The 19,605-nt window shown below is 67.1% G+C and carries 14 protein-coding genes and 1 pseudogene (1 of these 15 running past the window's edge); 4 read left to right on the forward strand and 11 right to left on the reverse strand.

What is annotated here, in order from left to right; all coding sequences use genetic code 11:
- Together G4D77_RS26530 and G4D77_RS26535 are read left to right on the forward strand one after the other, a co-directional pair.
- Positions 1 to 2,217, forward strand: the 3' portion of a protein-coding gene (locus G4D77_RS26530; RefSeq protein WP_154833917.1) for a non-ribosomal peptide synthase/polyketide synthase. 16,290 nt of this gene lie to the left of the window's left edge; only the last 2,217 of its 18,507 coding nucleotides appear in the window; its start codon lies off the left edge, out of view; it ends in the stop codon at positions 2,215 to 2,217.
- Between the two features lie 179 nt (positions 2,218 to 2,396).
- Positions 2,397 to 4,796, forward strand: a complete 2,400-nt coding sequence (locus G4D77_RS26535; protein WP_154833918.1) for a TonB-dependent siderophore receptor — start codon at positions 2,397 to 2,399, stop codon at positions 4,794 to 4,796.
- Positions 4,797 to 4,872: 76 nt separating this feature from the next.
- Here the strand turns inward: G4D77_RS26535 and G4D77_RS26540 are convergent, their stop codons facing one another.
- From G4D77_RS26540 to G4D77_RS26560, 5 genes are all read right to left on the reverse strand, one after another.
- The gene (locus G4D77_RS26540) at positions 4,873 to 5,907 is read right to left on the reverse strand and encodes a FecR family protein (protein WP_154833919.1); all 1,035 of its coding nucleotides are present in this window, start codon (positions 5,905 to 5,907) and stop codon (positions 4,873 to 4,875) included.
- A gap of 12 nt (positions 5,908 to 5,919) precedes the next feature.
- Complete coding sequence (locus tag G4D77_RS26545; protein ID WP_154833920.1) at positions 5,920 to 6,519, reverse strand: RNA polymerase sigma factor; 600 nt, start codon at positions 6,517 to 6,519, stop codon at positions 5,920 to 5,922.
- A gap of 214 nt (positions 6,520 to 6,733) precedes the next feature.
- Positions 6,734 to 8,032 (reverse strand): lysine N(6)-hydroxylase/L-ornithine N(5)-oxygenase family protein, encoded by a 1,299-nt coding sequence (locus G4D77_RS26550; RefSeq protein WP_154833921.1) that lies wholly within the window; start codon positions 8,030 to 8,032, stop codon positions 6,734 to 6,736.
- Positions 8,033 to 8,043: 11 nt separating this feature from the next.
- Positions 8,044 to 9,156: a GNAT family N-acetyltransferase gene (locus G4D77_RS26555; RefSeq protein ID WP_016450482.1), complete on the reverse strand. Its 1,113-nt coding sequence runs from the start codon at positions 9,154 to 9,156 to the stop codon at positions 8,044 to 8,046.
- A gap of 161 nt (positions 9,157 to 9,317) precedes the next feature.
- Positions 9,318 to 10,283: an alpha/beta hydrolase gene (locus tag G4D77_RS26560; protein WP_154833922.1), complete on the reverse strand. Its 966-nt coding sequence runs from the start codon at positions 10,281 to 10,283 to the stop codon at positions 9,318 to 9,320.
- A 245-nt stretch (positions 10,284 to 10,528) separates the two neighbouring features.
- On the opposite strand from G4D77_RS26560, the gene G4D77_RS26565 reads away from it, so the two are divergent.
- Together G4D77_RS26565 and G4D77_RS26570 are read left to right on the forward strand one after the other, a co-directional pair.
- Entirely contained in the window at positions 10,529 to 12,244 is a 1,716-nt protein-coding gene (locus tag G4D77_RS26565) for a cyclic peptide export ABC transporter (protein ID WP_154833923.1), read from the forward strand.
- A gap of 21 nt (positions 12,245 to 12,265) precedes the next feature.
- Positions 12,266 to 13,108 (forward strand): formyl transferase, encoded by an 843-nt coding sequence (locus G4D77_RS26570; RefSeq protein ID WP_154833924.1) that lies wholly within the window; start codon positions 12,266 to 12,268, stop codon positions 13,106 to 13,108.
- A gap of 153 nt (positions 13,109 to 13,261) precedes the next feature.
- Here G4D77_RS26570 and G4D77_RS26575 read toward each other — a convergent pair whose 3' ends face one another.
- The 6 genes and pseudogenes from G4D77_RS26575 to G4D77_RS26600 all read right to left on the reverse strand — a co-directional run bounded on the left by G4D77_RS26575 (position 13,262) and on the right by G4D77_RS26600 (position 19,603).
- Positions 13,262 to 14,020, reverse strand: coding sequence for a 3-hydroxyacyl-CoA dehydrogenase (locus G4D77_RS26575; protein ID WP_034363673.1), 759 nt, complete (start codon positions 14,018 to 14,020; stop codon positions 13,262 to 13,264).
- Between the two features lie 131 nt (positions 14,021 to 14,151).
- Positions 14,152 to 15,198, reverse strand: coding sequence for an extracellular solute-binding protein (locus G4D77_RS26580; RefSeq protein WP_016450487.1), 1,047 nt, complete (start codon positions 15,196 to 15,198; stop codon positions 14,152 to 14,154).
- Positions 15,199 to 15,324: 126 nt separating this feature from the next.
- Positions 15,325 to 16,701 carry an MmgE/PrpD family protein gene (locus tag G4D77_RS26585; RefSeq protein ID WP_016454379.1) on the reverse strand — a complete coding sequence of 459 codons (1,377 nt, stop codon included), beginning with the start codon at positions 16,699 to 16,701 and terminating at the stop codon, positions 15,325 to 15,327.
- The gene (locus tag G4D77_RS26590; RefSeq protein ID WP_317840757.1) at positions 16,698 to 17,609 is read right to left on the reverse strand and encodes a polysaccharide deacetylase family protein; all 912 of its coding nucleotides are present in this window, start codon (positions 17,607 to 17,609) and stop codon (positions 16,698 to 16,700) included. The genes G4D77_RS26585 and G4D77_RS26590 overlap by 4 nt, the downstream gene beginning before the upstream one ends.
- Positions 17,610 to 17,620: 11 nt before the next feature.
- Positions 17,621 to 18,409, reverse strand: a complete 789-nt coding sequence (locus G4D77_RS26595) for an enoyl-CoA hydratase (RefSeq protein WP_016454377.1) — start codon at positions 18,407 to 18,409, stop codon at positions 17,621 to 17,623.
- A pseudogene (locus G4D77_RS26600) lies at positions 18,406 to 19,603 on the reverse strand (CaiB/BaiF CoA transferase family protein). The gene G4D77_RS26595 and the pseudogene G4D77_RS26600 overlap by 4 nt, the downstream one beginning before the upstream one ends.
- Positions 19,604 to 19,605: the final 2 nt, after the last annotated feature.

Raw genomic sequence — 19,605 nt, forward strand, 5'->3', positions numbered from 1 at the left:
AACGCGGCGCCGGCCCATGCCGTGCACGAGCGCGACCTGGCCTATGTGATCTACACCTCGGGCTCGACCGGGCAGCCCAAGGGCGTGGTGGTCGAGCACGGGCCGCTGGCCATGCACTGCGCGGCCACGGCCGGGATCTACGGCATGCGGGCGAACTCGCGCGAGCTGCATTTCATGTCCTTCTCCTTCGACGGCGCGCATGAGCGCTGGCTGACGGCCCTGAGCATCGGCGCCGGCCTGGTGCTGCGCGAGCCGCAGATGTGGACGGCGGAGCAGGCCTGCGAGGCCCTGCGTCACCACGGCATCTCCAATGCCGCGTTCCCGCCGGCCTATCTGGCGCAGATCGCGGACTGGGCCGCAGAGCAGTCGCAGGAGCCGCCGCCGGTGGAGCTGTACGTCTTCGGTGGCGAGGCCATGCCCAAGGCCGCCTACGACAAGGTGCGCCAGAGCCTGCGCCCGCGCCTGCTCATCAACGGCTACGGCCCCACCGAGACGGTGGTGACGCCGCTGATCTGGAAGGCCGAGGCCAGCGAGACCTTCGACTGCGCCTACGCCCCCATCGGCCGGCCCGTGGGCGAGCGCACGGTGCACATCCTGGATGCCGACCTGCACCGGGTGCCGCACGGCGTCGTGGGCGAGCTGTACATCGGCGGCTATGGACTGGCGCGCGGCTATCTGTCGCGCCACGGCCTGACGGCCGAGCGCTTCGTCGCCGACCCCTTCGACGGCGGTGGCGGCCGCCTGTACCGCACGGGGGACCTGGTGCGCGAGATGCCGGACGGCAACATCGAGTACATAGGCCGGGCCGACCACCAGGTCAAGATCCGGGGCTTCCGCATCGAGTTGGGCGAGGTCGAGAAGGCCGTCCGGGCCGTGCCCGGCGTGGTCGATGCCGCCGTGCTGGTCCAGGATGCCGGTACAGGCAAGCAGCTGGTGGCCTATGTGGTGGGCGAGGAGGGCACCGCCGCGCAGACCCTGGTCCAGCGCATCCGCCAGCAGACAGGCGAGCACCTGCCCGACTACATGCTGCCGGCCCATACGCTGGTCCTGCCCGCCTTGCCAAGACTGGTCAGCGGCAAGCTCGACCGTGGTGCGCTGCCGCTGCCGCAGGCAGATGCCGGGCGGGTTCACGTGCCACCGTCCACAGCGTCGGCCATGGCGCTGGCCCGCATCTGGCAGGAGGTGCTTGGCGTGGAACGCGTGGGCGAGACCGACAACTTCTTCGAGTTGGGAGGCGACTCCCTTCTCAGCCTCAGGATGCACGCCAAGGTGCGCAAGCTGGGCGATCCGCAACTGGACTTCAAGCTGCGCGACCTGCTGCAGCGGCCGACCATTGCCGGCCTGCTGGAGCTTCGCTCAGCCGGCGCCGGTGGAGCTGGGGGAGTCGTGGCGCTCAACGCCGTGTGTGAGGCTGCGCCACCGCTGTTTTGCGTGCATGCCGGGTTCGGCACGGTGTTTGACTACCAGCCGCTGGCGCGGGCATTGCAGGACCGGCGCACCGTCCACGCCATACCCTGCCGCAGCCTGGGCGATCCCGGCTACCGCGACCGCTCGCTGGAGCAGATGGCCGACGACTACTGCGCGATGGTGAGGCAGGTACAGCCCGCCGGCCCCTACCACCTGCTCGGCTGGTCCCTGGGCGGCAGCCTGGCGGCCCTGATCGCGGCCCGGCTCGAAGGCCAGGGACAGACGGTGGGTTTCCTGGGGCTGGTGGACCCGTTCGTGCCTGCTGGCGATGCGGCCGGGTCCCCGTCGTGGTGGGATGACTTCCGGCTCTTCGTCTCGCAGATGCTGCCCTTGGCACGCATCGAGGACCTTGCGGACATCGATGCATCGGTGCCGCCCCGCGCCGATCTGCTGGCTGCCGCGCTGGGCCGCGAAGCTGCAAGGCAGGGACCGGGGGGACCGAGCGGCCATGCCTGCATGGACGGCGCCGACCTGGCCCAGGCCTTTCTGACCACCCTGCACCTGAAGCACCTGGCGCTGCAGGCGCAGGCCCTGGCGCCCGTGCAAGCGGCGGCAAGCCTTTGGTGGAGCGATGAAACCGCGGCCGGGCACCGGCTGCGGCTCGCGCAGCAGCTGCGCCAGGAGGGGGCCGAGGGGGTCGACAGGGCAGAGGGCACGGTGATCCGCGCCGACCACTACGCCATCATGAGGAACGAGGGGCTGACGGCCGAAATCCTCGATGCATTGGCGTTGGAGTACGCGCTGGACTGACGTGAGCCGGGGACGGGGCAGGACGCCCCCGTCCCATCCCGGTTTTTTCGTGAAATCGGGGTTACACCTTGTCTCCATTTTTCTGCGCAGAACGTCTTTGGAATGCACAACAACCAGCGCCGAGGTCCGCGCCCGGTTGGTAACCAGTCTCATTCAATGCCTTTGGAAATTCTTCAGCCATGCGTTCCTTGCCCCGTCAACATCTGCTGAGCCTGGCCCTTGCCACGGCCTTTGGTTCCGTCTCGTTCTGGAGCACCGAGGCGGTGGCCCAGGCCACAGGGCAGGAGGCTGCCCAAGTGTTCGATATCCATGTGCCGGCCCAGGCCCTGGCTTCGGCCATCAACGAGCTGTCCCGCCAGACGGGAACCCAGATGTTTGCCGCAGGCGACCTGGTGGCCGGGCTCAGTTCCCGCGCCGTCAACGGCCGCCTGACATCGGAGCAGGCCTTGCGGGAGCTGCTGGCCGGCACGTCCCTGGAAGCCATCAGGATGAACAACGGAGGCTTCGCCATCCGCCGTCCCGCGGTCTCCGGCGCGACCTTGCCGACCATCAACGTCACGGACAGCGAAACCGCAGCCGGCCCCGTGCAGGGCTATGTCGCCCGGCGCAGTTCAACGGGTACCAAGACCGATACGCCCATCCTGGAGACACCGCAGTCCATCACGGTCATCGGCGCCCAGGAGATCGAGACGCTGAAGTCGCAAAGCCTGCAGGATGCGCTGGGCTACGCGGCCGGCGTCACCCGCGCCGAGGGCCTGGACCGGACCTCGGACAGCCTGTACCTGCGCGGATTCCGCACCACGGGCATGTACCGGGACGGCAGCCTGTTCACGGCCAACATCTACGACGGACGGCAGGAGCCCTACGGCCTGGAGCGCATCGAGCTGCTCAAGGGTGCCTCTTCGGTGATCTTTGGCTCGGTCTCCCCGGGCGGCGTGGTCAACACCGTGAGCAAGCGGCCCACCGCGGAAAAAATCCGGGAATTGAACATCGATGCCGGAAGCTTCGGGCGCAAGCAGGTCTCGGGTGATTTTGCGGGTGCCCTGGACGACGAGGGCAAATGGTCCTACCGGCTGGTGGCGCTCAAGCGCGACAGCGACAGCTTCATCGACCGAGTCCCCGATGACAGAACCTATATCGCCCCATCGCTCAAGTGGCAGCCCGATGCGAACACCTCGCTGACACTGTTGGCCGAGGTCCAGAAGGACCGCACCACCTACGTCTACGGGCTGCCCGCCTACGGCACCCTGCTGCCCAACATCAATGGACAGATTCCCCGCAACCGCTTCATCGGAGAGGCGGGACGGGACAAATTCGATCTGGACCGTTACTCCATCGGCTATCTCTTCGAACATGCCTTTTCCGAGAAGCTCAAGCTCAGGAACAGCATGCGCTACTACAACGCAAAGAGCAGCTACTTCAGCACGGACGGCTGGGGCCTGTCCGCCGACCAGCGCTCGGTGGTGGAGCGCTACTACCAGCCGCGCTGGGACCGCTCGTCGGCCTTCGTGACCGATACCTCGCTGCAGTACCAGCTGGACCAGGGCCGCATCAAGCACACCATGCTGGTGGGCTTCGACTACGCCCTGCCAAAGCACGAGACCGAGCGCTATGAACAGCAGGCCGCCGACCTCGATGTCTTCAACCCGGTCTACGGCAAGCCGGTGGGCCCTGTCTCCCCCTACTACCGCTCGTCCTGGAAGAACGACTACAAGCGCCTCGGCATCTATGCGCAGGACCAGATCAAGATCGATGACAAGTGGGTGGTTCTGCTGGGCGGCCGCTATGACAAGGTCCGCTTCAACGAGACGAACTTCTTCACCGGGGACGTGAGCGCGGCCAATGAGAAAAGCTCGGCCTTCACGGGCCGGCTGGGCGTGGTCTATCTCGCCGCCAATGGCCTTGCCCCCTTCTTCAGCTACAGCGAGTCCTTCGAGCCCACCCAGGGCCAGGACCGCCTTGGATCGCGGTTCAAGCCCACGACGGGGCAGCAGTACGAGGCCGGTGTCCGCTACCAGCCCAGCGGCTCCAGGGCCATGGTTTCGGCGGCGGTCTTCCAGCTCACCCGCCAGAACCTGCTCGTGCCCGATCCCCAGGACGCCAGCAGGGCGTTCAACATCCAGGCCGGGGAAGTCCGTTCCCGTGGCTTCGAGCTGGAGGCGCGAAGCTCCATAGGCCGCAATGTGAACATCATTGCCGCCTATGCCTACACGGATGCGCGCACCACGCAGGCAAGCCCCCTGCAGCCGGACGAGCTGGGCAAGCGCTCCATCGGCGTGCCCTACAACCAGATATCGCTGTGGGGTGACTACAGCTTTGGCGACTTCGGGCTTGCCGGCCTCAAGGTGGGCATGGGCGCCAGGTACCTGGGCCAGACACGCGGCCTGGCCTATGGCGTTCCCGTCTCGCTGCCGGCGTTCACCCTGGTGGATGCCATGGTCAGCTACACCACCGGACCCTGGCGCTTCGCCCTGAACCTCACCAACCTGACCGACAAGACCTATATCGCCAGCTGCTCCTACGGCTGCTTCTACGGCGAGCCCCGCAAGGTGATCGGCACGGCCACCTATCGCTGGTAAGCGGGCATGGGCCATGGGCCACGGCTGGAGCGATCCGGCCGTGGCCTTTTCTTTGTCGGGGAACCGAAGGCGCCGTTCAGAGCGCCTGCAGCTGCACGCTGCCATCGGCCTGCGCGCGCACCCTCAGCGGCAGGATGGAGGGCAGCACGGCCAGCAGGCCGGCCGAGTCATTGGCGCGAAAGCGCCCCGTCAGGCGCAGCGCGGCCACGCGCGCATCGGCGGCTTCGATGGGCTGGCTGCGGTAGGCGTTGACGGTGGCCAGGGCCTCGGCCAGCGGGGTGTTCTCGAAGACCAGCCAGCCTTCGCGCCAGGCGGACAGCGTGGCGGCATCGGCCTGGCGCACGGCCTCGGGCTGGCCATTGCGGATGTCCACCACCTGGCCTGGCAGCAGGTCCAGCGTGGCCGCCGCCTCGGTCGTCGGATCCTGCGCATCCCTGCCCAGCACGCGGACCCTGACATGGCCATGCTCCACGCCCACCGTGACCGTGCCGCCACGGTCGCGCACGGTGAACACCGTGCCCACGACCTCGATGCGCGCCTCGCGCGTGATGACCTCGAAGGGGCGGTCGGGGTCCGATGCCACTTCGAATCGCGCTTCCCCGCGCGACATGGATACGCTGCGGCGCTGGCGGTAGAGCGTCACGGCAATGGCGCTCTGGGGCGCCAGCTCGATGCGGCTGGCCTGCAGCGGCGCCTTGCCGTCGGCCAGCGTGACCTTGAGCATCTGCGAGTTGCGCGTGGCATAGGCCGAGGTGTGCAGGGGCTGCTGCCAGTACCAGTAGGCGCCCCGGCCGGCCAGCGCGCCGGTGCCCAGCAGCCCTGCAAACGACAGCAGCAGCTTGCGGCGCTGGACGCTCCTGGTGGAGCGCGAGGCGCTGTCCGCCAGCAGGGCGGTTTCCTGGAATTGCTCGCGCAGTCCGCCGGACAGGCCGCCGAGCATGTTCCAGCGCAGGTGCGCCTCGCGTGCGGCGGCATCGTGCCGGGCTGATTTCCCGCGCCATTCGCCCAGGGTCAGGCGGGCCTGGTGGGCCACCGGGTCGGGAGCGATTTCGCTTTGAACGATCAGCGTCAGCGCATGCTCGACCATGCGCTCGCTAGGTGCACTTGACATGGAAAGGGGGGGTCAGGATGCGTCGTCGGTCAGTGTACTGTTGTCGAAATCCATGGCGCTGCCCAGCGCATGGTCCTCGATCAGCTCGGAGCGCAGCTGGGCCAGCACGCGCGAGCAGTCCAGCGTGGCGCGCACCATGTGCTTGGCGACGGCCATTTCGGTGATGTGCAGCTGCTCGGAGATCTCTGCCCGCGTGTAGCCGTGCGCGCGAAAGAGGATGAAGACTTCGCGCCGGCGCGGCGGCAGGCTTTCCAGCGCCTGGACGATGCGGTCCAGGATCTGGCGCTGGGCGGCCAGGGTTTCGCTGGAGGGCGCGCTGTGCTGCACCGCCATTTGCTGGCGCGTCCAGTCCTGGGAGGTCTTGCGCTTGCGCGCATCGTCTATGCACAGGTTGCGTGCCACGCGAAACAGCAGGGCGCGCGGGGATTCGATGTCGGCATCGGGCAGCGCCTCGGCCTTCTTGCCGCTGCGCAGGCCCAGGGCGTGCACATAGACCCGCTCGAAGCTCGATTGCGCGATGTCGGCCGCATAGTGCGGATCCCGGAGATCGCGCGTGAGCTGGCGGCGCAGATCGCCATAGTGAGCCACGAGTTCCTGGATCAGGTCACGCATCCGGATACCTGCCTTTCCGCAAGGGCGATGGGTTGGAACCCCTGGGTCCGTACAGAGATGGGCCTACCGGATGCCGCAACCCCGGCCAGGGCCGGGGCGGTGCAGCAGCGGGTATGGGATTCAGCGGCGCAGGTGATTCGAAATCAAATGCAAATGGTTTGCATTCAAATTATGGCATGGGAGATTCGTGCGCCATCATGCCCGGTGCGATCTTTCAGTCCTGCAGCGCCAGCTGTTCTGTGCGCGCAACATCGGGTTTTTGGGCTTGCGCTGCCAGCAGGGCGTCGCCGATTTCGCCGGTGCGCACCGAGGTGACGGACAGCAGGGTATCGCTGAGGCCGTGGGAGCCCTCGCAGGCGCCCTGCAGGAAGATGGCGGGGCGAAAGTCCGCCGTGGTGTGCACCTGGTAGTCGCGGCTCACGGAGAAGTCGCCCAGGTAGGGGGCCAGCGGGTCCAGCAGGGTCTTGTGGTGCTCGCGCGCATAGCCGGTGGCCAGCACCACCACGTCGTAGCGCGATGCATGGTCGATGCCGCTGTTGAGATCGCGCAGGCCCAGGTGGATGCCGTCGCTGGCGGCGCGCGCATCCTGCACCTCGTGGCGGCGCAGGAAGCGGTGGCGCGTGTCGCCGACGACCTTCTGTTCATAGAACACCTTGAAGATGCTCTCGATCAGCTCCAGGTCGGGACAGGCGTAGTTGGTGTGCCAGAACTCGCGCAGCAGAGCGCCGCGCTCGTCGTGCGGGCGGCTGTAGACATGGTCCACGAAGTCGGCGTTGAAGATTTCGTTGACGAAGGGGCTGTCGTCCGAGGGGCGGATGGAGCGGGCGCGCATGACCAGGTCGATCTCGGCCTTGGCGTAGCGGCCGTGCAGGTCCATGAAGATTTCGGCGGCGCTCTGGCCCGCGCCCACGACGGCGATGCGCAGCGGCCTGGCATGCTCTGCAATGCTGCGCAGGTAGGCGCTGGAGTGGAAGACGCGCGCATCGCCGCGCAGGGGCTTGAACTGTTCGGGAATGCTGGGCGTGCCGCCGATGCTCATGACCAGGTTCTGGCCCAGGCGCTCATGCACGTTGCCGGCCGCATCGCGCGAGCGCACGCGCAGCAGCTCCACCTTGCCGTCGCGTTTTTCAGGCAGCACCTCGATGACTTCCTGCCCGTAGACGCAGCGGTCCTCGAACTTGGAGGCGGCCCAGGCCAGGTAGTCGTTGAACTCGTGGCGGCTGGGAAAGAAGGTCTTGAGGTTGATGAAGTCCTGCAGCCGGCCCTTCTCGTGCAGGTAGTTGATGAAGGTGAAGCGGCTGGTGGGATTGCGCAGCGTGGCCAGGTCCTTGAGGAAGGACACCTGCATGTGGGCCTGCTCCAGCAGCATGTCCCGGTGCCAGGCGAAGCGCGGCTGCTTTTCGATGAAGACGGGGTGCATGGCCCGCGCGGCGGTTTCGCGCTCCTTGAGGGCGATGGCCAGGGCAATGTTGGAGGGGCCGAAGCCGATGCCGATCAGCGGGTGGGTTTGCATGGAAGGTCCTTTCATTGGGTCGATGCGTCCAGTGCGTCCGGCGCGGCTGCGTCGGTCTGCGGTATCCACAAGGCGTCTGCGAAAAAGCGTTCCCTGAGCAGCACTCCCAGCACGGCGCGCTTGTGCGGGAAGTCGAATTCCTTGACCAGCGCATAGCCGCAGCGCGGCAGGCTTTTACGCATCTTGCGGTTGTCGGCGCGCGGCTCCACGACGATGCGCTGCGTGCGGCAGTCGTCCAGAAAGAGGTAGTGCGACAGCGAGGGCAGCCAGGCCGTCAGGTAGGGCTGGCCGCGGAACCGCGCCTCCCCCACCAGCGCATGCCAGCCCCGGTCATGGTCGCCCGCGTCATAGAAGGGGGCGATGCGGTCTTCCTTGGCCCAGTAGGCCTCGAAGTAGCCGAAGGGCTCGCCGTCGAAGCAGCCGATGAGGCCGAGCGCATGCGGGTCGCCGGCCATGCGCTGCAGATAGGCGCGGTGGTGGGCAAGGTCGCCGCTTTCCTCCCAGAAATGCGCGACGACCGGGTCGTTCATCCAGCGGTGGATGAGGGGCAGGTCGGCCTCGGGCTCCACGGTGCGAAAGCTCAGCGTGCGGCCCAGCCAGGGGATGAAGCGGCGGTAGACCTCGCCGCGCGGCTTGTGCAGGCGCACGGGGTGGCGCCGGCCTTCGGTGAGCGTGTAGTGCAGGGCATAGGGTGGGCGCGGGCGGGGCAGCCACAGGGGCTGCTGCCACAGCACGCTTCTTGCCACGCACGGGGCCTGGCCCGGCTGCACTGTGGCAATGCTGTCGCGCAGGCCCGGTGGCAGGCGGGGCAGGGACAGCTCGATTTCCCGGGCATCCGGGCGCAGGCCGAAACCGGCCTGCAGCGCGGCCAGCAGTTCATCCGCTTCGGGCATGCCCGAGCAGGGGCCCAGCCATTGCAGCCGCAGCAGGCCTGGCGCGGCCGCGGGCGACAGGTTCCAGAGACTGTGCTTGCCGGGCCTGCCGGCATCCACGGACCCCGAACGCTCCAGGCGCAGCCGCTGTCCATCGCCGAAGACGCTGATCGTCTCGGCGCCTGCATGGGCAAGGTAGCTGGCGCCGGAGGCGTCCGGTGACGGTGTAGCGGTGGCTTCGGCTGGACGCACGTGGACTCTTTCAGATGGAGTGCCCCGCGTGCGGGACACGGATGGGGGCAAGGGCACAAGGGACGCAAGGGACGCAAGGGACGCAAGGGACGCAGGGGACACAAGGCAGCCTCATGACCGGGATGACGTGCAGGCGCGGCAAATGTTCATGCCAGGGCCGTTCATGCCAGGGCCGGGATCCGGGTCGCCTGGAAGGCATGGGCCAGTGCCTTGCAGATCCGGCCGCGCAGCACCTCGGTCTCTTCGGTGAGGGCGCCCAGCCGCGCAAAGTCATGGACCATGCCGGCGTAGATCTGCAGGTCCACGGCCACGCCGGCGGCCTGCAGCCGCTCGGCATAGCGCTTTCCTTCGTCGATCAGCGGGTCGTACTCGGCCAGCACCATCAGCGTGGGGGCCAGCCGGCCCAGGTCGGATGCCTGCAGCGGGGCAAAGCGCCAGTCCTGCCGGTCCGCATCGCTGCGCAGGTATTGGCCGAACATCCAGGCCAGGGTGTCACCTTCCAGCAGATGGCCGGTGGCCAGGCGCGCATGCGAGTCACTGTCCTGCTGCGCTGCCGTGCAGGGGTAGAGCAGCAACTGCAGCAAGGGCTGGGGCATGCCCGCGTCGCGCGCGGCGATGCACAGGGCCGTGGCCAGCGTGCCCCCGACGCTGTCGCCGCCAATGGCCAGGCGCTGCGCGTCCAGGCCATGGCGGCCGCCGTGCTCCAGCAGCCAGGCCAGGGCGTCCTGTGCGTCGAGGAAGGCGGTGGGAAAGCGGTGCTCTGGCGCCAGCCGGTAGTCGATGGCCAGCACATTGCAGGGCGTGCCCAGCGCCAGGCTGCGGCACAGGCTGTCATGGGATTCGAGGCCGCCCAGCACATAGCCGCCGCCGTGAAGGAACAGCAGGCAGGGCGCGGCTGTGTGTCCAGGGGCTGCGCGGTAGAGCCGGGCACGGATACGCGCGCCGTCGCGCGTGGGCAGCTCCAGGTCCTCGGTGGGCAGATCGTCGCCCGGCAGGTCCAGCGCCAGCGTGGCGTTGTCGTAGGCGGTGCGCGCCTGCGCTGCCGTCATCTGGCTCATGCGCGGGCGGCTGGATGCCTGGGCGTTGGCGAGTTCAAGAAATGCTTGCAGGTCGGGGTGGAGAGCCATGGCGTCCTTCGGGTGTGCGGCAGACAAGGCAGGGCGGGCCGGTGCAGGGCATGGCGCCCGCGCTGCCCCTTCCCCGTGATGACGCTGGGCGGCGGAATTTGTTCATCGCCTGGGCGGTGAACATTTTTGGCGCACGCACGTCTTGCAGGGAGTAGGGAGCGCTCGCCGTGCGCCGCGCTCCAGGAAACGCCGGGCCGCGCCGGCTTTGCAAGACCATGCGCCCACGGGCGCCAGAGGAATCCCTTATGGAAAACGCCAGCCGACCGCCCTCCGAGGTACTGCGCCTGCTCAGGCCCTTCCTGCCGTGGATGGCGCTGTCCGTGGTCACGGGCATTTGCGCGGGTGGGGCCACGGTGGCGCTGCTGGCGACCATCAACCAGGTGCTCAACCGCCCAGGCGGATTGGCCGGCGGGCTGCTGCTGACCTTCATCGCCCTGTGCGCCACCGTGCTGGTGTGCCGGGCCACGTCCGACATGTCGGGCAATTTCGTGGGGCAGCGCCTGGTGGCCCGGCTGCGCAAGGAGCTGGCCAGCAAGATCCTGGCCGCGCCCATCGACGCGCTGGAGCGCTACTGCACGCACCGCCTCATGCCCGTGCTCACGCAGGACGTGGACATGATCAGCGACGTGGCCTTCGTGCTGGCCTCCAACGTGATCGCCCTGGCCATTGCGCTGGGCTGCCTGGCCTACCTGGCCCTGCTGTCGCCGCCGCTGTTTGCCATGCTGGTGGTGGCGCTGGTGCTGGGCGTGAGCCTGCAGGCGCTGGCCCAGTCGCGCGGCGTGGCGGGGTTCTGGAAGGCGCGCGATCACGAGGAAGTGCTGCACAAGGCCTACCGCGCCATCAGCGAAGGCGCCAAGGAGCTGCGCATGCACCGCGCGCGCCGGGGCCGCATCTTCGACGGGCAGATCGGCTCCACCGTGGATGCCATCCGCCGCATCAACAGCCGCGCCATCAACACCTATGTGCTGGCCACGGCCTTCGGTTCGGCGCTGTTCTTTCTGTTGATCGCCCTCATCCTGGGCTGGGCCGCGCTGCGCACCACCGAGCCCGTGGTGCTCAGCGGCTTCGTGCTGGTGCTGCTGTTCCTCAAGGGCCCCATGGACCAGATCGCGGGCGCGCTGCCCAACCTGGGCCGTGCCAAGGTGGCGCTGCAGCGCATTGCCGACCTGTCGGCGCGCTTTGCCAGCCCCGAGCCGCACCTGCACCTGGACAGCCCGCCCGGCGAGGTCCGCCTGGACCACGGCCTGGAGCTGCGGGGCGTGCGCTATGCCTTCGATGCGCCCGAAGGCGGCAAGGCCTTCGAGATCGGCCCCATCGACCTGAAGCTGGGCAAGGGCGAACTGGTCTTTGTGGTGGGCGACAACGGTTCGGGCAAGACCACGCTGATCAAGCTGCTGCTGGGCCTGTACGCGCCCCAGCAGGGCGAGATCCTGCATGACGGCCAGCCCGTCACGGCACAGACGCGCGATGACTACCGCCAGCTGTTCACCACGGTGTTCTCGGACTTCTACCTGTTCGAGGACCTGGTGGCCGGTGGCGAGGAAGGCCAGGCCGCCGCGCTGCCCGAGGCCGCGCTGCCCTACCTGCAGCGGCTGGAGATCGCCCACAAGGTCAGCGTGCGCAACGGCAGCTTCAGCACCATCGACCTGTCCACCGGGCAGCGAAAACGGCTGGCCCTGGTCCACGCCTATCTGGAGGGCCGGCCCGTGCTGGTCTTCGACGAATGGGCGGCCGACCAGGACCCGAGCTTCCGCCACCTGTTCTACACCGAGCTGCTGCCCGAGCTGCGCGCCAGGGGCCACCTGCTGGTGGTCATCTCCCATGACGATCGCTACTTCCACCTGGCCGACCGCATCGTGCGCATGGAGGCCGGCCGCATGGTCCTGCCGCAAGACGGGGCGCAGCCGGTGGCAGCTGCATCGGCCAGTCCCGCCAGTCAAGGCGTGCTGGCCGACATCTGAATTCCTGCTGAATCCACGAACATGGCAAAGACAAAACTCGTCTACATCTGGTCCCTGAGAAACGCCGCCGCCGACCAGGCCGGCCAGCACATCGCCTACAAGGGCGCAACGCGCTACATGAAATCGCCGCTCGAATACCTGGGCGAGTTGCTGGACACCAGCCCGCTGGGCGATATCTACAGCCTGGAGGCCGTGATCCACGACGACGACGAGGCCTCGCCCCGCGACCGCGAAAAGATCGGCGACTACGGCTTCAGCTACCGGCCGGGCGGCCGCTGGTTCTATCCGCCGGACCTGCGCATCCAGGGGCGCAGGGTCAATGACCTGCTCATGGCCGTGCCGTCTTCCTACCGGCGCCTGCCGCTGAACGATCCGCAGCGCGCCGCGGGCAAGCAGATGTTCGAGGCGCAGTTGCAGGACAGGCTGGTACAGCTGGGTGCCGAGCGGGTGGTGCTGGACGGCCTGCTCGTCATCCTGGACCGGCTCGTGCGGCCCGGGGCCCTGTTCCACCGCAGGATCGCCAACATCCACCCCGGCATCACGCGCCTGGAGTCGCCCTATGAACGCCGGGGCGCCTGCGCCACGCTGGACGCGCTGCATGGCGCGCAGGGCCGCAGGATCGTGGACTGGAAGACCATGGAACAGCGCCCGGTCCCGCCCCTGTTCAAGACCGGCGCATCCTTTCACTACGTGGACAACGGCATCGACTCCGGCGAAGTCATCGCCGACGTGCTGGGCACCGACATCGATCCCCAAGACACGATTCTTGAGCTGCGCTGGAACAACTTCCAGCACAGCCTGTTCCCTGCATTGCGCAAGGGGCTGGAGATGATGGCCAAAGAGCCTGCACGCACCACGGCCTGACAACGCGCGTATCTCCAAAAACGGCGCGGCCCAACGCGAGGGACGCCGAGCAAGGGCCTATGCCGGCCGCGCCGCCCCGCCGCGAGGGTGTCGTCCCCCTCCCTCGCGAAGCGAGAAAGAGAGGGGGAAGCGGCGCAGCCGCTCAGGGGGTGCTTACTTCGGCGCCAGACGAATGGCCCCGTCCAGCCGGATCACCTCGCCATTGAGCATGTCGTTGTCCAGGATGTGGCGCACCAGCTTGGCATAGTCCTGGGGCGTGCCCAGGCGGCTGGGGAAGGGCACGCCGGCGGCCAGCGCGTCCTGCACTTCCTGCGGCATGCCGAACAGCATGGGCGTGCCGAAGATGCCGGGGGCAATCGTCATGTTGCGGATGCCGTTGCGCGCCAGGTCTCGCGCAATGGGCAGCGTCATGCCGACCACGCCGCCCTTGGACGCCGCATAGGCCGCCTGGCCGATCTGGCCGTCGTAGGCTGCCACGCTGGCCGTGGAGATCAGCACGCCGCGCTCGCCCGTGCTCTCGGGCTCGTTGGCCGACATGGCGGCGGCGGCCAGGCGGATCATGTTGAAGCTGCCGATCAGGTTGACCGTAATGGTCTTGGAAAACAGCGCCAGGTTGTGCGCGCCGTTCTTGCCCACGGTCTTCTCGGCGGGCGCAATGCCTGCGCAGTTGACCAGGCCTGCCAGCTTGCCCAGGCTCACGGCCTTGTCCACCACGGCCTGGCCATCGGCCTCCTGGCTCACGTCGCATTTGACGAAGACGCCGCCGATCTCGCGCGCCACGGCCTCGCCCTTGTCCGCCTGCATGTCGGCGATCACCACCTTGCCGCCCTCGGCCGCCAGCATGCGCGCCGTGCCTTCGCCCAGCCCGGAGGCGCCGCCCGTGACGATGAATACCCGGTCCTTGATCTGCATGGAATGTCTCCTTGGTTATCTGACGTTGACGTAAACGTAACTCTCAAATTATGCATGCAGCCCCGGCCGCAGCCATGTCGCGCCCAAGAAAAAGCCCGGCAGTGCCGGGCTGGTGATGGGCGCGATGGGGATTACTGGAACCCGGCACGGTCCAGCATTTGCTGGACCTTGGTCATGTTCTTGCCCACGGCCGTGATCGGGATGGTCTCGCTCTTGAAGGGCTTGCCGCCGGTCATTTCCTTGAGTGCGGGGTTGTCCAGTTCCACGCCCTTGGCTGCTGGCCACTCGTTGTTGCCGTTGGCAAAGTAGTTCTGGGCGGCGGGGCTGGCCAGGTACTCCAGGAACTTGACGGCGTTGTCCTTGTTCTTGGCATGGCGTGCCACGGCGCCGCCCGCGATGTTCAGGTGCGTGCCCCAGCTGGACTGGTTGGGGAAGACCACGCCGATCTTGCCGACCACGGCCTGGTCCTCAGGCTTGCCCGAACGCATCATGCGCGCCAGGTAGTAGCTGTTGGTCACGCCGATGGTGCATTCGCCCGAGGCCACGGCCTTGATCTGGTCGGTGTCGCCACCCTTGGGCGGGCGGGCCAGGTTGGCCTTCATGCCCTGGATCCAGCCCTCTGCCTTTTGCTCGCCCATGTGTTCGACCACGGTGCCGAACAGGCTCAGGTTGTAGGGATGCGAGCCCGAGCGGATGCACAGCTGGCCCTTGAACTTGGGGTCGGCCAGCGATTCGTAGTTCTGCACGTCGGCGGGCTGGACCTTGGCCTTGTTGTAGACGATGACGCGGGCGCGTGTGGACAGGCCGAACCAGCTGATGCCATCGGCCGTGGGCTGGGCGCGCAGGTTGGAGGGAATGGCGTCTTCCAGCAGCTTGGAGTGGATGGGCTGGAACAGGCCATCCACCTCGCCGCGGTACAGGCGCGCGGCATCGACCAGCAGGATCACGTCGGCCGGCGAGGCCTGGCCCTCGGCCTTCAGGCGCGCAATGATGCCGGCGTCGTCGCCGTCCACGCGGTTGATCTTGATGCCGGTGGCCTTGGTGAAGCCGTTGTACAGCTCCTCGTCCGTGGAGTAGTGGCGCGCGGAGTAGAGGTTGACGACCTGGGAGTCGGCAATGGCTGTGCCGGCAGCCACCAGGGCGCAAGCGGCAAACAGGGCTTTCAGGGATTTCGACATGAAGACAGGCCTCTCTTTGTTGGCAAAGCGCGATGATAGGTCAAACGCGAATTGTTCTTAATAAAGGGAAGAGGCTTCCAAAGGTTTTCTCGCCCCAGGGCCTTTGTGCGTTGCAGGGTGCAGTGCTCAGTGCGGCGAGGATGCCGGACGCATCAGCGCAATGATGTCGCGCAGGTCCGTCTGGTCCTGCAACTGGCGCAGCGCCTGCCGCAGTTTCTCGGCCCGTGCACTCGGTACCGGCGGCAGTGCATGCGCGCAGCAGGCGTGGAATTTCGCATCCTGCTCGGCTTCGTTGAGCGGCAATGCGGGGCTGCCAGGAAGATCGGGCATGTCCAGTGACAGCACGCGCCCATTGCAAAGCCGCAACTCCACGCGCTGGGGTGTCATTGCATTGGGGTCGGGGTTGCCGTCGTCGAGCACCTGCACGCGTGAGGCCAGCTCCAGCCTGCGCGGGTCGGACAGCATGGCGGCGTCGAAGTCGTCCAGGCCTACGTGGCCTTGCAGCGCGGCCGTGGCCACCGCGTAGCCCATGCACAGTCTTGCGCTGGCCGAGTCCATGCCGGCGTGCGCCGGCCGGCCTACCAGGCGCACGATGAGTGCAGAGGCATGTACGCATACGCTTGCGATGTCCTGCGCATGCAATCCGTGCTCGCGCATCAATTGCAGTACGGCGCCTATGCCGCTGTGCGTGGCGCGGCCTGTGGGGTAGGGCTTGTGGCTCATGCGCTCGATCTGGAACACATGACCCACGTCGGCAGCCACTTCGTGCCAGCGGGCCTGGCCGGCGTCGAACAGCGCGAAATAGCCAAACGGCCCTTCGAGAATGTCACGCGGCCCAGGAAAACCCGCTTGTGCGAGTTCGAAGGCTGTGACTGCGGCACGCGCGTTCAGTCCTACCTGCAGTCCTACGGCCGGCGATCCCTCGGCATGCGCCTGCATGGTGCCCGACAGATGGCTGTAGGCCAGGCCCAGCGCATCACGCGTGGTGGTCTCGTCCAGACTCGCCAGCTTGCACAGTGCGGCCGTGGCGCCCAGCCCGCCGCACATGGCGGGCCGGAAAAAGCGCATGGGCGCGCGCTGCGCCAGCGCCACATGGATGGCGAAGTCCAGGCCAGCGGCCACCGCCTCTATGAGTTGGCGGCCGTCGATTGCGCCCTCGCGCTCGGCGTAGCCCAGCGTCGCAGGCGCGATGCAGGCGAATGCATGGACCACGGCGCGGTCATGGATGGCATCGAATTCCTGATTGAAGACCTGGTAGGCGTTGAGCATCACCGCACTGGCCAGCGGCAGTCGCTCGCCGCTGGCCCACACCGTGGCCTCTTGTCCCTGGCCCAGGGCCGCTGCCGCCCGGTGCAGCGCGGCCATGCGCGGATGGCGTGAGCCTGACAGCCCCACGCCGACGGCATCGAGCAAAAATGCCTTGGCGGCGTTCACGGCAGGCGCAGGCAGGTCCTCATAGCGCAGGTGCTGTACGTGCGCGACCAGTGTGTCGATTGCATTCATGCAGCACCTCGGTCATGCGTGCAGGTGGGTGACGGGCACTGCTGCGCATACCAGGCATGCAGGGTGGTGCCTGTCACGAAGCGGGTCATCGGATGCTGCTGTAGCCGATCCAGCATGGACTCGAAATCGGGCAGGCGATGGGGGACTCCCATCAGATGAGGGTGCAGGCCCAGCGTCAGCACGCGCGGTGAGCCATGCTCGCGCACCTCGTTCTCGAAAACCTGCAGCGTGCTTTCCAGGCGGCGCCCGAACTCGCCCGTGGCGTGCTTTTCCACGGCGTGAATGACCGAATCGTTGAGTTCCAGCGCGTATGGAAGCGCCAGCAACTGACCGCTGGAGGTCTGCATCCAGTTGGGCAGATCATCCAGGCACCAGTCGAATACATGGTCTATGCCGGCCTGGGCCAGCAGGTCGGGCGTTTGCAGCGTTTCTCGCAGGCCCGGCGACAGCCATCCGCGGGGCCGGATTCCGCAAAAGCGTTCTATGCGGTCCAGTGCGCTGGAAATGGCCCCGGCTTGGTCTGAACCACCATCGTGCGACAGCGCGCGCTGGTGCATGCCATGTCCGATGATTTCCCAGCCTGCGTCCAGCAATGCCTGAGCGGCCTGGGGATAGGCGTCGATGACGGTGGCGTTGAGGCTGGCCGAGGCAACAAGGCCGCGGCTGCGAATGGCCGCCATCATGCGAGGCAGGCCGCAGCGCAGACCGTATTCGGCCCAACTGAAGTTGGGAACGTCGGGCAGATTCTCTCGGCCGTGGGGCGGCGTGAGTACGGTGCGCGGCATGGGCTGGTCAAAGGGCCAGTGCTCCACATTGATGACCAGGTGGACCAGGATATGTCGGCCGTCCAATCCGCGCAGCGCTGGCCTGCGGCTGGATAGCTGAAACGGGATGCGGGGATTGTTCATCATGGGTGCGGTCATCGGCCTGTGAATGAAGGGGCGCGCTTTTCCGCAAAGGCGCGGCGGCCTTCTGCATAGTCCGCGCTGTCGAAGCATTGGCGTATCAGTGCCTCTGTGGCCACGGCCTGTGCACTGCTGCCTGGCTGGCGCGAGGCCAGTATGGCTGCTTTCGCGGCGCGCAACGTCAGCGGCGCGTTTGCTGCGATGGTCTCGAGGCGCGCGCGTGACAGGGCTGCAAAGTCTTCCAAAGCAAAGCACTCCTGCACCAGTCCCCTGGCCAGGGCCTGGAATGCGTCCAGCGTGCGTGCCGTGTAGAACAGTTCGAAGGCTGATGCCATGCCTGTCACCTCGACGAGACGGCGCATGTCGGCCAAGCCGTAACCCAGGCCGAGCCGTGCGGCCGGCATGCGCAAGCGCGCGCTTGCGCTGGCATAGCGCAGGTCGCAAGCCAGTGCCAGGCCAATACCCCCGCCCATGCAGGCGCCCTGGATCAGCGCCACGGTCGGGGCGGGAAACCCTGCCAGCGCCTGCTGTGCCTCAGAGACTGCCTGGTTGTAGCGCAGCACAGCCTCGGCGCCATCGCGAACCTGATCGAACTCTGCGATATCAGCGCCCGAGACAAAGGCCTGGCTGCCTGTGCCCTGCAGTGCCAGCACACGAAGGCCATCGGCCTCGCGCAATTGGTACAGCGCCTGCGCCAGCTGCTGCCACATGGCCAGCGTCATTGCATTGCGCCGTTCGGGGTGGCAGATCGTCAAGGTGGCGATGCCGTCGGTCAACGCCTGCTGGATATGGCCGCCGCTCATACCACCCCCTCGCTGCGCATGCGCTGCACATCGGCAGTGCCATAGCCGATCTCGGCCAGCACTTCCTGCGTGTGCTCGCCCCAGCCAGGCGCAGGGCGCGCAATGCCGGCAGGCGTGCGCTCCAGAGTGACGGGCTGGGAGATGAGCCGGTAGCTGCTGCCATCGTCGCCGGGGACGGCCTGCGCCACACCCAGATGTCGCACCTGGGGGTCGTCGAACACCTCAGGCATGGAATAGACCGGACCTGCGGGAACACCTGCGTCATTGAGCAGCTTCACCCAGTGGGCTACGTCGCGTTCCCGAAAGCGCCTGGCCAGGGCCTCGTTCAGCGCAGTGCGGTGGCGCACGCGCAGTTTTTTCCGACGCGTAGCGCGGGTCCTGCAGCCACGCAGCCTCGCCCAGACAGTCACACAGACGCTTCCAATTGCCCTCTCCCGAGGCTCCCAGGTTGAAGGCGCCATCGCGCGCATTGAACAGGCCCATGGGGCTGCTTGTGGGATGGTCGTTGCCCACTTGCACCGGCAGGTCGCCTTCGTTGAGGTAGCGCGCGGCCTGGAAGTCCATCAGCGCTATCTGCGTGTGCAGCAGCGAGCTGTGAATCCACTGACCCAGGCCCGAATGCTCGCGCTCCAGCAAAGCCAGCAGGATACCGACGGCGGCATAGATTCCGGTGCCGCAATCGGCCACGGCCAGACCTGCACGCAGCGGTCCGCCACCAGAAAAACCGGTGACCGACATGAGTCCACCCATGCCCTGGATGATCTGGTCGAAGCCGGGCCTGCCTGCATAGGGACCGTTCTGGCCGAAGCCCGAAATGCTGGCCAGGATGATGCGGGGGTTGATGGCGCTCAGCTTTTCGTAGGACAGACCCAGCCTGTCCTTGACATCGGGCCGCCAGTTCTCGACCACCACGTCGGCGTCGACCACGAGCTTGCGAAATACCTCCAAGCCCTCGGGCGTCTTGAGATTGAGTGTCAGCGACCGCTTGTTGCGGTTCAGGTTCTGGAAGTCTCCCCCCTGGCGGTCGGCGGCAAACATGGCCTCATTGGGATCGATGCCTGCCGGTGGCTCGATCCGTATCACATCGGCGCCGAAGTCGGCGAGGATGCGCACGCAGGTCGGGCCGGCCCGCACGCGTGACAGGTCAAGCACTCGCAGATGCGCAAGGGCGGGGGATGCGTTGATTTGAGGCATGT

Source organism: Delftia sp. WY8 (assembly GCF_018437695.1).
GTDB lineage: Bacteria > Pseudomonadota > Gammaproteobacteria > Burkholderiales > Burkholderiaceae_C > Comamonas > Comamonas tsuruhatensis.

What these genes read in the sequence shown, in the direction of transcription:
- G4D77_RS26535 (WP_154833918.1), top strand. Translation starts at nt 2,397, where the DNA reads ATGCGTTCCTTGCCCCGTCAACATCTGCTGAGCCTGGCCCTTGCCACG.
- G4D77_RS26540 (WP_154833919.1), bottom strand. Translation starts at nt 5,907, where the DNA reads ATGTCAAGTGCACCTAGCGAGCGCATGGTCGAGCATGCGCTGACGCTG.
- G4D77_RS26545 (WP_154833920.1), bottom strand. Translation starts at nt 6,519, where the DNA reads ATGCGTGACCTGATCCAGGAACTCGTGGCTCACTATGGCGATCTGCGC.
- G4D77_RS26550 (WP_154833921.1), bottom strand. Translation starts at nt 8,032, where the DNA reads ATGCAAACCCACCCGCTGATCGGCATCGGCTTCGGCCCCTCCAACATT.
- G4D77_RS26560 (WP_154833922.1), bottom strand. Translation starts at nt 10,283, where the DNA reads ATGGCTCTCCACCCCGACCTGCAAGCATTTCTTGAACTCGCCAACGCC.
- G4D77_RS26565 (WP_154833923.1), top strand. Translation starts at nt 10,529, where the DNA reads ATGGAAAACGCCAGCCGACCGCCCTCCGAGGTACTGCGCCTGCTCAGG.
- G4D77_RS26570 (WP_154833924.1), top strand. Translation starts at nt 12,266, where the DNA reads ATGGCAAAGACAAAACTCGTCTACATCTGGTCCCTGAGAAACGCCGCC.
- G4D77_RS26575 (WP_034363673.1), bottom strand. Translation starts at nt 14,020, where the DNA reads ATGCAGATCAAGGACCGGGTATTCATCGTCACGGGCGGCGCCTCCGGG.
- G4D77_RS26580 (WP_016450487.1), bottom strand. Translation starts at nt 15,198, where the DNA reads ATGTCGAAATCCCTGAAAGCCCTGTTTGCCGCTTGCGCCCTGGTGGCT.
- G4D77_RS26585 (WP_016454379.1), bottom strand. Translation starts at nt 16,701, where the DNA reads ATGAATGCAATCGACACACTGGTCGCGCACGTACAGCACCTGCGCTAT.
- G4D77_RS26590 (WP_317840757.1), bottom strand. Translation starts at nt 17,609, where the DNA reads ATGAACAATCCCCGCATCCCGTTTCAGCTATCCAGCCGCAGGCCAGCG.
- G4D77_RS26595 (WP_016454377.1), bottom strand. Translation starts at nt 18,409, where the DNA reads ATGAGCGGCGGCCATATCCAGCAGGCGTTGACCGACGGCATCGCCACC.